The 13,775-nt window shown below is 48.7% G+C and carries 15 protein-coding genes and 1 other RNA gene; 12 read left to right on the forward strand and 4 right to left on the reverse strand.

Annotation, left to right across the window (positions count from 1 at the left end):
• Positions 1–193 precede the first annotated feature (193 nt).
• Entirely contained in the window at positions 194–955 is a 762-nt protein-coding gene (locus H579_RS0120585; RefSeq protein ID WP_028302214.1) for a Nif3-like dinuclear metal center hexameric protein, read from the forward strand.
• Between the two features lie 180 nt (positions 956–1,135).
• Here H579_RS0120585 and H579_RS0120590 read toward each other — a convergent pair whose 3' ends face one another.
• Complete coding sequence (locus H579_RS0120590; protein ID WP_028302215.1) at positions 1,136–1,603, reverse strand: Z-ring associated ZapG family protein; 468 nt, start codon at positions 1,601–1,603, stop codon at positions 1,136–1,138.
• A gap of 342 nt (positions 1,604–1,945) precedes the next feature.
• On the opposite strand from H579_RS0120590, the gene zapE reads away from it, so the two are divergent.
• The 8 genes from zapE to H579_RS0120630 all read left to right on the forward strand — a co-directional run bounded on the left by zapE (position 1,946) and on the right by H579_RS0120630 (position 8,273).
• Positions 1,946–3,055 (forward strand): cell division protein ZapE, encoded by a 1,110-nt coding sequence (zapE, locus tag H579_RS0120595; protein ID WP_051228110.1) that lies wholly within the window; start codon positions 1,946–1,948, stop codon positions 3,053–3,055.
• A gap of 282 nt (positions 3,056–3,337) precedes the next feature.
• Positions 3,338–3,766, forward strand: a complete 429-nt coding sequence (gene rplM / locus H579_RS0120600) for a 50S ribosomal protein L13 (protein ID WP_028302217.1) — start codon at positions 3,338–3,340, stop codon at positions 3,764–3,766.
• 14 nt (positions 3,767–3,780) lie between these two features.
• A complete protein-coding gene (gene rpsI, locus H579_RS0120605; protein ID WP_028302218.1) occupies positions 3,781–4,173 on the forward strand; it encodes a 30S ribosomal protein S9 in 393 nt (130 codons plus the stop codon).
• A 307-nt stretch (positions 4,174–4,480) separates the two neighbouring features.
• Entirely contained in the window at positions 4,481–5,074 is a 594-nt protein-coding gene (petA, locus tag H579_RS0120610; protein WP_028302219.1) for a ubiquinol-cytochrome c reductase iron-sulfur subunit, read from the forward strand.
• Positions 5,074–6,330, forward strand: coding sequence for a cytochrome b (locus H579_RS0120615; RefSeq protein ID WP_051228113.1), 1,257 nt, complete (start codon positions 5,074–5,076; stop codon positions 6,328–6,330). Before petA ends, H579_RS0120615 begins: the two co-directional genes overlap by 1 nt.
• A complete protein-coding gene (locus H579_RS0120620; RefSeq protein ID WP_028302221.1) occupies positions 6,330–7,091 on the forward strand; it encodes a cytochrome c1 in 762 nt (253 codons plus the stop codon). Before H579_RS0120615 ends, H579_RS0120620 begins: the two co-directional genes overlap by 1 nt.
• Positions 7,092–7,209: 118 nt before the next feature.
• Positions 7,210–7,842 carry a glutathione S-transferase N-terminal domain-containing protein gene (locus H579_RS0120625; RefSeq protein ID WP_028302222.1) on the forward strand — a complete coding sequence of 211 codons (633 nt, stop codon included), beginning with the start codon at positions 7,210–7,212 and terminating at the stop codon, positions 7,840–7,842.
• Between the two features lie 11 nt (positions 7,843–7,853).
• Positions 7,854–8,273, forward strand: a complete 420-nt coding sequence (locus H579_RS0120630) for a ClpXP protease specificity-enhancing factor (RefSeq protein ID WP_028302223.1) — start codon at positions 7,854–7,856, stop codon at positions 8,271–8,273.
• A 127-nt stretch (positions 8,274–8,400) separates the two neighbouring features.
• Here the strand turns inward: H579_RS0120630 and H579_RS0120635 are convergent, their stop codons facing one another.
• From H579_RS0120635 to H579_RS0120645, 3 genes are read right to left on the reverse strand one after another with little or no spacing between them, the layout of a single operon-like run.
• A complete protein-coding gene (locus H579_RS0120635; RefSeq protein WP_028302224.1) occupies positions 8,401–9,012 on the reverse strand; it encodes a phosphoheptose isomerase in 612 nt (203 codons plus the stop codon).
• Between the two features lie 8 nt (positions 9,013–9,020).
• Entirely contained in the window at positions 9,021–9,386 is a 366-nt protein-coding gene (locus tag H579_RS0120640; protein ID WP_028302225.1) for a YraN family protein, read from the reverse strand.
• Positions 9,387–9,417: 31 nt separating this feature from the next.
• A complete protein-coding gene (locus tag H579_RS0120645; RefSeq protein WP_028302226.1) occupies positions 9,418–11,307 on the reverse strand; it encodes a penicillin-binding protein activator in 1,890 nt (629 codons plus the stop codon).
• Between the two features lie 52 nt (positions 11,308–11,359).
• Between H579_RS0120645 and rsmI the strand changes: the two genes are divergently transcribed.
• The 3 genes from rsmI to rsmH all read left to right on the forward strand — a co-directional run bounded on the left by rsmI (position 11,360) and on the right by rsmH (position 13,685).
• Positions 11,360–12,208: a 16S rRNA (cytidine(1402)-2'-O)-methyltransferase gene (gene rsmI / locus H579_RS0120650; protein ID WP_028302227.1), complete on the forward strand. Its 849-nt coding sequence runs from the start codon at positions 11,360–11,362 to the stop codon at positions 12,206–12,208.
• A 94-nt stretch (positions 12,209–12,302) separates the two neighbouring features.
• An RNA gene (gene rnpB, locus H579_RS28205) (RNase P RNA component class A) lies at positions 12,303–12,661 on the forward strand.
• A gap of 88 nt (positions 12,662–12,749) precedes the next feature.
• Positions 12,750–13,685 carry a 16S rRNA (cytosine(1402)-N(4))-methyltransferase RsmH gene (gene rsmH, locus H579_RS0120655; protein WP_028302228.1) on the forward strand — a complete coding sequence of 312 codons (936 nt, stop codon included), beginning with the start codon at positions 12,750–12,752 and terminating at the stop codon, positions 13,683–13,685.
• Positions 13,686–13,775 lie beyond the last annotated feature (90 nt).

Genomic DNA, 13,775 nt, shown 5'->3' on the forward strand with positions numbered 1-13,775 from the left:
GACTAATCCTGTAAAATCAAGTCACTTAATAGGTGCTGCTATAGAGTAGATTGTACATGCTTCAACAAAAGTGTTGCGCTATTTTCCGGCTTGTGGCTGGAGAAAGCGATCTCTAATTCTGAGTATAAGCTTTTGCTTGGGTGATTACGTCATTTTATAGGTTGCAGATATAGTTTGTCTGGAAGGTAATATTATGAGCGTAGCTTTGACGCGTCTGATGGCGGAGTTGGATAAATTGCTGGAGCCGGGGCAATACAAGGATTATTGTCCTAACGGCTTGCAGGTACAGGGTAAAGCCGAGATTACAAAAATCGCGACTGCGGTTACGGCCAGTCAGAATATTGTGGATCAGGCGGTGGCATGCGGTGCAGATGCTCTGTTGGTGCATCATGGTTATTTCTGGAAAAACGAGCCGAATGTGTTAGTGGGTATGAAGTACAAGCGTATCTCTGCACTGATCAAGCATGATATTAATCTGATTGCTTATCATCTGCCGTTGGATGCCCATGCAAAGCTGGGCAATAACGTGCAGCTGGCCCAAAAGCTGGGCTGGAGTATTACTGATGGTCTGGAAGCAGGAAATCCGCGCAGTATCGGTTTAGTGGGTGAGGTGTCAGAAAGTGTATCGCTGGCTGAGTTGTCTCAGCAGATTGAGACTGTGCTAGCGCGCGAGCCTTTGGTTATTGGTGATGCTGAGCGCGAAATTAGAAAGATTGCCTGGTGCACCGGTGCAGCACAGGGCATGATAGAGCAGGCCGCAGAGGCGGGTTGTGATCTGTATGTGAGTGGAGAAATATCCGAGAATACTGTTCATACCGCCAGAGAGCTGGGGATTGCATATATGGCCGCAGGGCATCATGCCACTGAACGTTATGGTGTATTGGCTGTTGGCGAGTGGCTGGAGAAAGAGCTGGGGGTTGAGCATATTGCTCTGGATGAAGCAAACCCAGTGTAGTCGCTTCTTTATATGTTATGTGGGGCGAGGTGTATAGGCTCTCCATAGGTGCTGGAATGGACGGTCGTTGAAACTTCCTCTGTGAAAAGTAAAAACACCGCCTATTGCTGTTTGATAATAGTGCGTTGACTACCTGTAAACAGTAATAAGGCGGTGCCTGATGATCTGTCGAGACAGGACTTACAGCCCTTTAGGTGGCTCAGGAGTCTTTTCTTTCTCCAGGCCGAAATCTTCAGACAGAGTACCGGAGCTCTTCGGTGCATAATCCATTGGTTGCTCGGATTGAGCTTCCTCTGTTTTTTCTACCTCGGGCTCTTCGGTTTGTTCCTCAGTTGTTTCTTTCTGACGGTTGATCTGCTTTAACAGACTCTTGTCGTCGCAGAAACTATCCGCACCCTGACGCAGATGGCTGAACAGGTTTTGATAGTTCTTTTCAAGGGTGTTGACCAGTTCGTCTGTGCGGATAAAGTGTTCGCTGACACCTTCGCTTAAACGATCATAGTCCATCTCTTTCTGACTCATACGGTCTTTCAGACCTGAATCATCACCCGAATTCATGGTTACCAAGTGGTAAATAAGTGCACCTACGCCGCAACCTACGATAAAGGTTAAAACGACCAGGGACCAATCTAGATTTGCTGCTTCCACAAGCGGCTCCTATCAAGCTTATTTTTTATAGGCACGATTCCTAACAAGCTGGGTATTATACAGGCTAATCAGAGTAAAAGACCAACCGCAAAAAGGCTAAGATATAAGCCGTTTCTGCGTGGCAGCATAATCCTCTGTAGAGAGTGTTTGAGGATTGTTTTTTTGCTGTTTTATTAAGGGTGTGGCTGTATATAGAGGCTGTTAAATAATGCAGATTGTTGTCAGTGGTGTTTTTCCAGAGGGCTGAGTTCGACTTTTGCACCAGTGAACGAGTTTGGGAGTTTGCGACAGAATCAGTATAATGGCGGCCTTATTTTTCTGAGATCACTGGAATACAGGCCCATGACACCTTTAGAGCGCTATAAAAAAGATCTGGAACGGGATGATTTTAGCTATGACCCGGCTCAGGAGATGGCAGTTAAGCATCTCCAGCGCTTATACGATGAACTGGTGGCGTACACTCCGCCTAAAAAAGAAGAAGGCTTTGCCAGTAAGCTGAAAGGTTTGTTTGGTAAAAAAGAGGAAGAGGTGCAGCCGCTGATGGGCTTGTATTTCTGGGGTGGTGTTGGTCGCGGCAAAACCTATCTTGTGGATACTTTCTACGATAGCCTGCCATTTCAGGAAAAGATGCGTGTGCACTTTCACCGTTTTATGCAGCGTGTACACGATGATCTGCGTAAGTTTGATGGTGAAAAGAACCCATTGACACTGGTTGCGGAGAATCTTTCCAAAGAGATCAGGGTGTTGTGTCTTGATGAGTTCTTCGTAAAAGATATCACTGATGCCATGATCCTGGCGGGTCTCCTGGATTCGTTATTTAAAAACGGTGTCAGTCTGGTAACTACTTCAAATATTGTGCCGGATGGTCTGTACGAAAATGGCTTGCAGCGCGCGCGCTTCCTGCCCGCTATTGATCTGTTGAAGCAATATACTGATGTGGTGAATGTTGATAGCGGCGTGGACTATCGTCTGCGTGCATTGGAGCAGGCAGAGATCTTCCATTATCCATTGGATTCGGAGGCGGATGCGAGTCTGAACCGAAGCTTTAAAAGTATTGCCTTGGGTGAAGGTCAGCGCAACGCTATTATTGAGGTCAATCACCGTAATATGACGACTCAGCGTCTGCACGATGATGTGGTGTGGTTTGAGTTTGATGAATTATGTGATGGTCCCCGTAGCCAGAATGACTACATTGAGCTGGCAAAAGAGTTTCACACGGTACTGTTGAGCAATGTGCCACAGATGAAGCGGGACACAGATGATCAGGCGCGTCGTTTTATTAATCTGGTGGATGAGTTTTACGATCGTAATGTGAAGTTGATTATTTCTGCTGAAGCCGGTATCTCCGAGCTTTATCTGGGCGGAAATCTGAGTTTTGAGTTTGATCGTACGGTATCTCGTCTGCTGGAGATGCAGTCGCACGAATATCTGGCGCGTGAGCATCGCCCTTAATAGAGGTGCTTTCTGATCGATTGCTGTTAACGAAATGGCATTTTAACGTGTTGTTTTTCAGGGACTGCTTTTTTTAGAGGTTAGTGAAGAGTTGATCAATATCATAAATGATCAAATTTAGCGAAATTCGGGCTTAACTTTACGAATCTAAGTCGCTATACTTCGCGCTCCTTTTTTAAGGTATGAACGTTGCAACGGATCTGCAACCAATAAAAATAGGCAAAGGGTCAATCGGGATGAGAAAGATTCTCAGAGCGTATGACCAATATAGGCTATTAAGAAATGAAAACTTTTAGTGCAAAACCACAGACAGTCACTCGTGACTGGTATGTTGTCGACGCAAACGGTCTGACTCTGGGTCGTCTGGCTACAGAACTGGCTCGTCGTCTGCGCGGCAAACACAAGCCTGAGTATACTCCTCACGTTGACACCGGTGACTACATCGTTGTTGTAAATGCGGAGAAAGTAAAAGTTACTGGTAACAAAGCTAAAGACAAGATGTACTACCGTCACACGGGTTACATCGGTGGTATCAAGTCCATGTCTTTCGAGCAGATGATTGATCATGCTCCTGAGCGTGTTATCCAGCTGGCTGTTAAAGGCATGCTTCCAAAAGGCCCTCTGGGTCGTGCTATGCAGGCTAAGTTAAAAGTGTACGCTGGTGAAACTCACCCACACACTGCACAACAGCCGCAAGAACTGAAAATTTAATTAGGAAGGTTATCATGTCTGTAACTCAGTATTACGGTACCGGTCGTCGTAAGACCTCTACTGCTCGTGTATTCCTGCGTGCAGGTTCTGGTGTTATTACTGTAAATGGTAAGCCACTGGACGAATACTTCGGTCGTATGACTGCTCGCATCATCGTTCGTCAGCCTCTGGTTCTGACTGAAAACGAAGAAAAATTCGATCTCAACGTGACTGTTAAAGGCGGCGGTGACTTCGGTCAGGCTGGCGCGATTCGTCACGGTGTGACCCGTGCTCTGATGGAGTACGATGAGACTCTGCGTAAAGCTCTGCGTGAAGCGGGTTATGTAACTCGTGACGCTCGTAAGGTTGAGCGTAAGAAAGTGGGTCTGCGTAAAGCACGTAAGCGTCCACAGTTCTCCAAGCGTTAATTCGCTTACAGACCTTTTATTGGGTTTGTACAAAAAACGCTCAGGCATGTTTTCTGTCTGGGCGTTTTTTTTGCCCGTAACAGGCGCTTTGAGTGCTCTGAATAGTTGTTGGTGTACAGCATCGACTATTTGTCATGCAACTAAGGCATTATTTTTACAAGGGTATATTTCCTTGTGTTGCGGTGCCGATTTTTTTACTATTTGTGCCATTTATTTTCCGTGAAAAATGACAATGGGTTAAGTTACTTTGTTTAAGTTGCATAACCCTTTGAAGTTTAACGGGTTGGTTGATGGGAGAAACCTTACGATGAGTAATGACGGCGTAAACAAGGGGCGTCGCCGTTTCCTTCTCGGCGCGACATCTGCAGTTGGTGCAGTGGGCGTTGTGGGGGTAGCGGTTCCCTTTGTTGCATCCTGGAACCCTAGTGCGAAAGCACGGGCGGCAGGTGCACCGGTTAAAGCTGATATTTCCAAGCTACAGCCGGGACAGCAAATGACAGTAGAGTGGCGTGGTAAGCCTGTATGGGTTATTTACCGTACTCCAGAAATGGTGGCCTCTCTGGAAAAACTGAATGATCAGGTATCTGATCCTAATTCTGAAGTTCCGCAGCAGCCTGAGTACATTAAAGGCGTTGCTCGTTCTCTGAAACCAGAGTACGCGGTAATGATCGGTATTTGTACTCACCTGGGTTGTTCGCCTACCTATCGTCCGGAAGTAGGTCCAGCTGATCTGGGTGATGACTGGCTGGGTGGTTTCTTCTGTCCTTGTCACGGTTCTCGTTTTGACCTTGCAGGCCGTGTTTATAAGAGTGTACCTGCTCCTATAAACCTGGAGATTCCTCCATACAAGTACGAGTCTGACACTACGATTGTTATCGGTGTTGATCAGGAGGGCGCATAATGGCTGGTAGTCGTAATAAAGGCAATCCGGGCCTGATGGGCTGGATTGATGATCGTTTCCCAGCGACAGCGATGTGGGAAGATCACCTGAGTAAATACTATGCTCCAAAGAACTTTAACTTCTGGTACTTCTTTGGTTCTCTGGCTCTGTTAGTACTGGTTAACCAGATTCTGACCGGTATCTGGCTGACCATGAGCTTTAACCCGAGTGCTGAGGGCGCATTTGCTTCCGTAGAGTACATCATGCGTGATGTAGAGTACGGCTGGTTACTGCGTTATATGCACTCCACGGGTGCTTCTGCGTTCTTCGTAGTTGTTTACCTGCACATGTTCCGTGGTCTGATGTACGGTTCGTACAAGGCGCCACGTGAGCTGATCTGGATCTTCGGTATGGCCATTTATCTGGCGCTGATGGCAGAAGCCTTTATGGGTTACCTGCTGCCATGGGGTCAGATGTCTTACTGGGGTGCACAGGTAATTATCTCTCTGTTTACTGCGATCCCTGTGATCGGCGCTGATCTGGCTCAGTGGGTGCGTGGTGACTTCCTGATCTCGGGTATTACCCTGAACCGTTTCTTCGCACTGCACGTAATTGCGCTGCCAATCGTGCTGCTGGCACTGGTTGTTCTGCATATTATTGCACTGCATGAAGTGGGTTCTAACAACCCAGACGGTAACGATATCAAGAAGTACAAAGATGAGAATGGTATTCCTCTGGACGGTATTCCTTTCCATCCTTACTACACGCTGAAAGATATTGTCGGTGTTGCGGTATTCCTGTTCGTGTTCTGTGCGATTATTTTCTACGCGCCTGCGATGGGTGGTTACTTCCTTGAGCCGCCAAACTTTGAGCCTGCAAACGCACTGAAAACGCCTGCTCACATTGCGCCGGTATGGTACTTCACGCCATTCTACGCCATGTTGCGTGCGATTAACTTCTCGCTGTTTGGTTTGGATGCGAAGTTCCTGGGTGTTATCGTAATGGGTGCAGCGATTGCTATCCTGTTTGTGCTGCCTTGGCTGGACAAGAGTCCTGTACGCTCTATGCGTTACAAAGGCATGATCAGTAAGCTGTTCCTGGTTGCGTTTGCGATTAGCTTTGTGATTCTGGGTGTGCTGGGTGCTCTGCCTTCTACTCCGGGTCGTACACTTCTGGCTCAGGTGACTACAGCGATTTACTTCCTGTACTTCATTCTGATGCCTTGGTACACCAAGTTTGAATCTACTAAACCAGTGCCAGAGAGGGTGACAGGCTAATGAAAAAGCAACTGATTGCACTGATTTTAGCGCTGATTCCTTTTACGGCGCTGGCGGCCGGTGGCGGTAACGTTCACCTGGATAAAATGGAACCGGATCTGTATGACAAGGCGTCTCTGCAGCGTGGTGCACAACTGTTTGTGAACTACTGCATGGGTTGTCACTCTGCACAGTTCCAGCGTTTTGCACGTACTGCGGAAGACCTGGGTATTCCTCAGGATGTGATTGAGCAGAACCTGATTTTTAGCAGCTCTCTGAAATATAACGATCAAATGCGTATCGCTATGGAGAAGGAAGATGCTGCTGTATGGTTTGGTGCTGCGCCACCGGATCTGAGTCTGGAAGCGCGCCTGCGTGGTACAGACTGGATCTATACTTACCTGCGTGGTTTCTATGTGGATGAGAGTCGTCCATGGGGTGTGAACAACACTGTATTCCCTGATGTAGGTATGCCTAACGTACTGGCTTCCCTGCAGGGTGTTCAGGAGAAGGTTTGTGATCCTAACACGCACAATGCAGAAGTTGATCCGCTGACTGGTAAGCAAGTAGGTGATAGCTGTCTGAAGATCACTAAAGAAGGCTCTATGAGCAAGGTTGAGTTCGATCGTGCAATGTACGACCTGACTAACTTCCTGGCTTACGTAGGTGAGCCTTCTAAGCTGCAGAGTAATGCTATGGCGCCTTGGGTGCTGGCATTTATTGTACTGTTGGGTATCCTGGCTTACCTGCTGAAGAAAGAGTACTGGCGCGATATTCACTAATCGCTTCCATACTCTGGATTAAAGAGCGTGCAACCCTTTGTGGTTGCGCGCTTTTTTTGCTCTTGGAGCAAAGATATGCAAATATATTGGCCTTCAAATTTTTAATAGGGGTAATAACATGGGTGTAGCAGCCAAGCGTTCCTCGATGACTTTTTACTCCAACGGCGAAGATCATTACAGCCATCGTGTGCGTATTGTGTTGGCAGAGAAGGGTGTCGCTGTTGATATTCTGGACTGTACAGAAGGCAATAAGCCGTCTGAACTGGCCGACATTAACCCTTATAACAGTCTGCCGACGCTGGTTGATCGTGATCTGGTGCTGTATGAATCCAATGTGATGATGGAGTACCTGGATGAGCGCTTCCCGCATCCTCCATTGCTGCCTGTTTATCCGGTGGCGCGTGCTCAGAGTCGTCTGTGGATGCATCGTATTCAGCGTGAGTGGTGTACTCATGTGGATATTATTACAGCAGCAAAAGATGAGGTCTTGGTAGAAGAGGCCCGTAAGAACCTGCGTGAAAGTCTGGTAGGTATCAGTCCAATCTTTGAAGAGATGCCTTACTTCATGAACGAAGAGTTTACTCTGGTGGATTGTTGTATTGCGCCGATCCTGTGGCGTTTACCAGCGTTGGGTGTTGAGTTGCCTGAAGGGCAGGTTGAACCTCTGCTGACTTATATGGAAGATCGTTTGTTTGATCGTGAAGCTTTCCAGGCAAGCCTGTCTGAAGCTGAGCGTGAAATGCGCTTATAATTGGAATTGTTATGTCATCAAGTCGTCCTTATCTGATTCGTGCGTTGTATGAGTGGCTGGCCGATAACGACCTGACGCCTCATATCGCCGTGGATGCGACTATTGAAGAGGTGATGGTGCCTACTCAGCATGTGCATGACGGTCAGATTGTATTAAACATCGCTATGTCTGCGGTACGGGAGTTGGATATCTCCAACGAGGCGATTACCTTCTCTGCTCGTTTTGGTGGTGTGCCTCAGCATGTTTATGTACCTATTATGGCGGTTATGGCTATTTATGCCCGTGAGAATGCTCAGGGTATGGCTTTTGGCCAAGAGCCTGAGGTCCCTGATCCTGATCCGGAGCCAAATGGCCCATCCGATGGTGATAGGGTATTAACATCTGTGCCTGACAGTAAACCTAAGAGACCTGCATTAAAGGTTGTGAAGTAGGCTTGAGGGTTTCGGTACTCAATATGGGTATAAAGAAAGGCGCTTGTTTAAGCGCCTTTTTTGATTTTTCTCTTTCCGGATCTGTGATCCTGTTTTTAGGTGGGATTTGTAGGTCGCTCAGACAAGCTTAGTAATAGCTTTCCTCTTCTTCCAAACCGCCAAACAGTTGGTAATCAATTAGATCGCACAGGCTATGCATCGCTAATAGATGGACCTCCTGAATACGACAAGCCTGATCCGCAGGGGCGCGGATTTCAAAATCTTCTGCACTTAGTAGGGATGCCACATCGCCGCCATCACCTCCGGTTAAGGCTATAACCGTCATACCGCGCTCATGGGCGGCTTGTACAGCTTGTACTACGTTGTTGGATTTACAGCTGGAGGTAATAACGAGCAGGATGTCACCGGGTTGGCCCAGTGCAAGAACCTGCTTAGAGAAGATCTCATTAAAGCTGGCGTGATTGGCAATGGCGGTCAGTGTTGAGCTGTCTGTGCTCAGTGCAAAAGCCGGAAGACTGGGGCGATCTCTTTCATGGCGGTGAAGCATTTCAGAGGTAAAATGCTGTGCCAGAGCAGCAGAGCCGCCGTTGCCGCAGGTTAGGATTTTATTGTCATTAATCAGGCAGTTCACCATTAGGCCGCTGGCATGCTCCAGTAGTGGTGGCAGCATTTCGCTGGCAGTGGCTTGAAAATCGATGCTGCTATGGAAGGTGGCAATAATTCGGTCTTGAAGATCCATAATCTGTCTTAACTGCTGATTGCTGATTGCAGCCACTCAATTGACGGAGAGTCTGCACTTGGGCCGGGGCTCAGGCACACAACGTCAATTCGCCAGGGCTGATGTGTTGGAAAACGTTGATTGTACAGCATGGCGGAGCGGATTAAACGCTGTTGCTTGCGATGAGTGATACTTTCCAGTGCGCCGCCGTAATAATGACTTTTGCGAAAACGCACTTCAATAAATACTCGGGTATTGCCGGATTGCATGATCAGATCCAGCTCGCCGCCCTTAAAGCGTACGTTTCGGGCGATCAGTTGTAAGCCCTGTTGTTGCAGGTAGTTTAAAGCGAGATCCTCGGCTTCCATGCCGGTTTGATAGGATGTCCTTGTCATGGCTTATCTCTGTTAATTGATTTAAGTCGTACTAGCTGCTGGGTGTGCTGAGGTGATGGCGTAGTACGGGTTGGCCCTCAATAAAGGTGGCCCACTGCAATTGGCGCTCAATGCTGCGATCTTCGCGCAGGGACAGCGCGCCTGTCGCGCCATAGACTTTGCTGCCAGGGATTGCTTCCAATAGTAATAGGCGACCGGCCAGCTGTAGTGCATCAACACCCATGGCGTACAAGCGGCCGTAACGCTCGGTATCAATTGGCCAGGAGTTGTCGATGGTGAATTTCAGACCTGAACTCTCTTCTAAAAACCAAGGGATATCACAGAAATTAATGCCGTTTAGATCAATATCACGGGTTTGGTTTGTCTTGCCGTTGTACAGGTGTGACGTGGCGTAAACCGGTAGATCGCTGGCGTAATAAAAGGCTAATGCGGGTTTGACCTGGCGGGCAATCGCAGGTGTGGCTGCCATGAAAAGCATATCCACGTCTTTGCGGCGACGAGGTTCAAACTCCAGATTGGTGCCTAATATTGTACGCATACGTTTTAAGCGTGCTTCGCTCTTGTCCACCTCAAGCATCTCTTTGATGCTGATGGCCAGATTACTTTCGCTGCTATAGCGGGTGCCGCCTACGACTTTGCCGCCTTGTTGTTGCCATTGTTTGTCAAAGGCGCTGAGCGCCCGGCTGCCCCAGTCGCTGTTTGCTGTCAAGGTTAGTGCGGATTTGTGGCCATCCTGCCAGGAGATTTTGGCGGCTTGATTGGCTTCATCTTCCGGGGAGATTGCAAACTGGAATAACTGCTTATTGTTATTCTGGTTTTGGGTGCCGTAATTTAATGCCAGGGTTGGCAAGGGTAGTCGGCTTCTTTGTTGCAAGGCACTGACTTTGTCTTTGGTTAGTGGGCCTACAACGACTTCGGCACCAGCGGCTTTCGCCTTACGATACATCTCATCCAGGCTCATGGTGTTGCTATCATAGAAGCTAAGTTGAGAGGTTTTGGCTCCCTGGGCTTTGGCGTCCAGGCTGGCAGCCATCAGGCCTTCCCGAATGGCAAGTCCTGCACGGGAAAGGTTGCCTGATTGAGGGAGAAAAACGGCGATATGTTGTACGGGGTTGCGGCTGATTTCATCCAGGAGTGCCATATCTTTAGGAAGACTCAGGGCTGCAGGGTGATCATACCATTCGCTCTGCCAGCGGCTGAGCTCAAGGGCAAATTGATCCAGGTTGGCGGCCGCTTCTTTACGCATTCTGGCCAGATCAAGCCAGCCACGCATCTCAAAATTGGTTTCATCGGCCAGTAGAAGGCGCAGGTCATCCAGGCTGATATTGAGTATATTCTGCCAAAGGCCTTCATAAGCTTGTTGTTGGTTTTTACCGATCTGCTGTTGAGATAAAGTGAGGTATTCTCTGGCGCTCAGTTCGTAGTTACCTTGCATGCTGTAGGCCTGAGCGCGGTACTGGGTCAAAATCAGTTGTTCTGTCGGACTGAGGCGATCGTATATGAATATGCCTGTGTTATTCAGCGTTAGCAGTGCTTGCCAACTTTCACCTGCTTCCAGGCTGAGTCGAGAGGATAGAAAGACAAAGCGCTTTTGAAGTTCAAGAGGCAGTCGGTCGGCCTGAATTTTGTTCAGCAGGCGTAAAGCTGCTTCTGACTTGCTTTCCTGTGCTAAAATCTCTGCAGCTTTAAAGCGGTAGATTTGAGCTTGTTCGAAGTGGCTGTTTTCTGCAAGAGCGAGAAGCTCATCTGCGCTAATCGAGCGTGTAGAGCTTTGCTGGTGCGGCAGCTCTCCTGTCGTTTGCCTGGGAGCTGTTGTGCCGCATGCACTGAGCATGGCAACCAATGAACCTGTTAATAGCAGACGGGTGTGCGGTTTCAAGCGGCGAGCGAGCAGGTTAAGCGGCAGGATATGTCCAGGCATAGTCAAACTCTTTTTGATTAACGTTTCAAACTAAATAACACAGGTTTATAGAATGTCCGAGGCTGTATTGTACGTGGTTGCCACGCCGATTGGTAATCTTGCTGATATTTCCGAGCGTGCTCTGAAAGTTCTGCGTTCTGTGGATCTGGTGGCGGCTGAGGATACCCGCCATACAAAACAGCTGTTGATGCATTTTGTCATTAATAAGCCTTTGTTTTCCGTGCATGACCATAACGAGCATCAACGGGTGGAAAAAGTGTTGGCTGAGTTATCGGCGGGTAAGTCCATTGCATTAGTGTCCGACGCAGGTACACCGCTGATCTCAGATCCTGGTTTTGTTGTGGTGCAAGCAGTGCGTAAGGCTGGTTTTCCTGTTGTTCCTGTGCCTGGTGCCTGTGCCATGGTGGCTGCTTTGTCAGCAGCAGGCTTGCCTACGGATCGTTTCTGTTTTGAGGGGTTTTTACCGGCGAAAAGCAGTGGGCGTAAAAAACAGCTGAAAGCGTTAGAGCGGGAAAGCCGTACTCTGGTGTTTTATGAGTCTCCTCACCGTGTGCTGGATAGCCTGAAAGATATGGCTGAAGTACTGGGTGGTGCACGTGAGATCACTCTGGCCCGTGAGCTGACTAAAACCTTTGAAACTTTTTTATCCGGCTCACTGGAAGAGGTGATTACTATGGTTGAGCAGGATGCTAATCAGCGCAAGGGGGAGTTTGTACTGGTGTTGGCCGGTGCTAAAGTGGAATCTGATGACGAAGAGCAAGCTATCGCTGCAGAGCATGTGCTTAACGTGTTGTTGGAAGAGTTGCCGGTAAAACAGGCGGCGGCACTGACAGCAAAGATTACGGGGTTAAAGAAAAATGCGCTGTATCAGCAGGCGCTTGCCCTTCAGGTGCAAAAGTAGATTTGTTATGCCTTTGCTATTGTAAAAGCATGGTTGCAAAACAAGACAAAAATTAGTTGTCTGAATACCCTTATCCTTATATCCTAGCCCGCTTGGAGTTGGCCAGGCAGTCGCTGCCTCTATTTTATAGAGGGGGAGGAAAGTCCGGGCTCCATAGGGCAGGGTGCCAGGTAATGCCTGGGGGGCGCGAGCCTACGGAAAGTGCAGCAGAGAGTAGACCGCCGATGGCTCCTTTTGGGGAGTACAGGTAAGGGTGAAAGGGTGCGGTAAGAGCGCACCGCGCGACTGGTAACAGTTCGTGGCATGGTAAACCCCACTCGGAGCAAGACCAAATAGGAACCCAAAGGTGCGGCCCGCACTGGGTTCGGGTAGGTTGCTTGAGGTCTGTGGTGACGCAGATCCTAGAGGAATGACTGTCCTCGACAGAACCCGGCTTATCGGCCAACTCCACATCATTTTTGCTTATCTCAGTCACACGGCCTTCAGGGCTGTGTGGCTGGGTTAGGTCCGGCTTTAAACCCAACTCAGATCAGAACTCATCATGACAGAAGCTTTTCAGCACCTGACCGTATTATTGAACGAGGCCGTTGAGGCTTTGGTTCAGTCTCCGTCTGGCTTATACGTTGACGGCACTTTTGGTCGGGGCGGCCACTCCCGCGCCATTCTTGAACAGCTGGATGCTGATGGTCGTCTGTATGGTGTAGATAAAGACCCTCTGGCATTGGCGGAAGCCCGTCTTCTGGAACAGAATGAAAGTCGCTTTAAGATCTTTCAGGGCTCTTTTGCCGATATGGAAGTCTACAGTGAGTCCGAAGGTGTTGCCGGTCAGCTGGACGGTATTCTGCTGGATCTGGGTGTATCATCCCCTCAGTTGGATGACGCTGAACGTGGCTTTAGCTTTATGAATGATGGTCCGCTGGATATGCGTATGAACCCGGATGCCGGTGAGTCAGCAGCAGACTGGGTTAACAGTGCCAGTGAAAGTGAGATCATTCGTGTGCTGAAAGATTACGGTGAAGAGCGTTTTGCCCGCCGTATGGCCCGAGCTATTATCGCAGAGCGTCAACAGGAGCCGATTACCCGCACCGGTCGTTTGGCTCATATCATCAAAGAAGCTAATCCAGCATGGGAGAAAGGTAAGCATCCGGCGACCCGCGCTTTCCAAGGTATTCGTATTCATATCAATCGTGAACTGGAAGACCTTGAAATTGCACTGAATAAAGCGCTGGATCTGCTAAAGCCTGGTGGCCGCTTAGTGATAATCAGCTTCCACTCCCTGGAAGATCGTATCGTTAAACGCTTTATGCGTGATATGGCCAAGGGGGATACCCATTTGCCACCTGGCGTGCCTTTTACTCAGGATCAGTTGAATATCCGTCTCAAACTGGTGGGTAAAGCGATTAAGCCTTCCAGGCAGGAAGTGGATGCTAATCCACGTTCACGCAGTGCGGTTATGCGTGTGGCGGAAAAAGTTTAATATCGCAGGTGGTTAGGTCAGAGCTTGCAGGTTATACCAATATCTGTGTAGGTTCTGATCAATGGGTATAACAGACAGGTAAACACAGAG

It is taken from the genome of Oceanospirillum beijerinckii DSM 7166, assembly GCF_000422425.1.
Classification (GTDB): Bacteria; Pseudomonadota; Gammaproteobacteria; order Pseudomonadales; family Halomonadaceae; genus Oceanospirillum; species Oceanospirillum beijerinckii.

What these genes read in the sequence shown, in the direction of transcription:
- H579_RS0120585 (WP_028302214.1), top strand. Translation starts at nt 194, where the DNA reads ATGAGCGTAGCTTTGACGCGTCTGATGGCGGAGTTGGATAAATTGCTG.
- zapE (WP_051228110.1), top strand. Translation starts at nt 1,946, where the DNA reads ATGACACCTTTAGAGCGCTATAAAAAAGATCTGGAACGGGATGATTTT.
- rplM (WP_028302217.1), top strand. Translation starts at nt 3,338, where the DNA reads ATGAAAACTTTTAGTGCAAAACCACAGACAGTCACTCGTGACTGGTAT.
- rpsI (WP_028302218.1), top strand. Translation starts at nt 3,781, where the DNA reads ATGTCTGTAACTCAGTATTACGGTACCGGTCGTCGTAAGACCTCTACT.
- petA (WP_028302219.1), top strand. Translation starts at nt 4,481, where the DNA reads ATGAGTAATGACGGCGTAAACAAGGGGCGTCGCCGTTTCCTTCTCGGC.
- H579_RS0120615 (WP_051228113.1), top strand. Translation starts at nt 5,074, where the DNA reads ATGGCTGGTAGTCGTAATAAAGGCAATCCGGGCCTGATGGGCTGGATT.
- H579_RS0120620 (WP_028302221.1), top strand. Translation starts at nt 6,330, where the DNA reads ATGAAAAAGCAACTGATTGCACTGATTTTAGCGCTGATTCCTTTTACG.
- H579_RS0120625 (WP_028302222.1), top strand. Translation starts at nt 7,210, where the DNA reads ATGGGTGTAGCAGCCAAGCGTTCCTCGATGACTTTTTACTCCAACGGC.
- H579_RS0120630 (WP_028302223.1), top strand. Translation starts at nt 7,854, where the DNA reads ATGTCATCAAGTCGTCCTTATCTGATTCGTGCGTTGTATGAGTGGCTG.
- H579_RS0120635 (WP_028302224.1), bottom strand. Translation starts at nt 9,012, where the DNA reads ATGGATCTTCAAGACCGAATTATTGCCACCTTCCATAGCAGCATCGAT.
- H579_RS0120640 (WP_028302225.1), bottom strand. Translation starts at nt 9,386, where the DNA reads ATGACAAGGACATCCTATCAAACCGGCATGGAAGCCGAGGATCTCGCT.
- H579_RS0120645 (WP_028302226.1), bottom strand. Translation starts at nt 11,307, where the DNA reads ATGCCTGGACATATCCTGCCGCTTAACCTGCTCGCTCGCCGCTTGAAA.
- rsmI (WP_028302227.1), top strand. Translation starts at nt 11,360, where the DNA reads ATGTCCGAGGCTGTATTGTACGTGGTTGCCACGCCGATTGGTAATCTT.
- rsmH (WP_028302228.1), top strand. Translation starts at nt 12,750, where the DNA reads ATGACAGAAGCTTTTCAGCACCTGACCGTATTATTGAACGAGGCCGTT.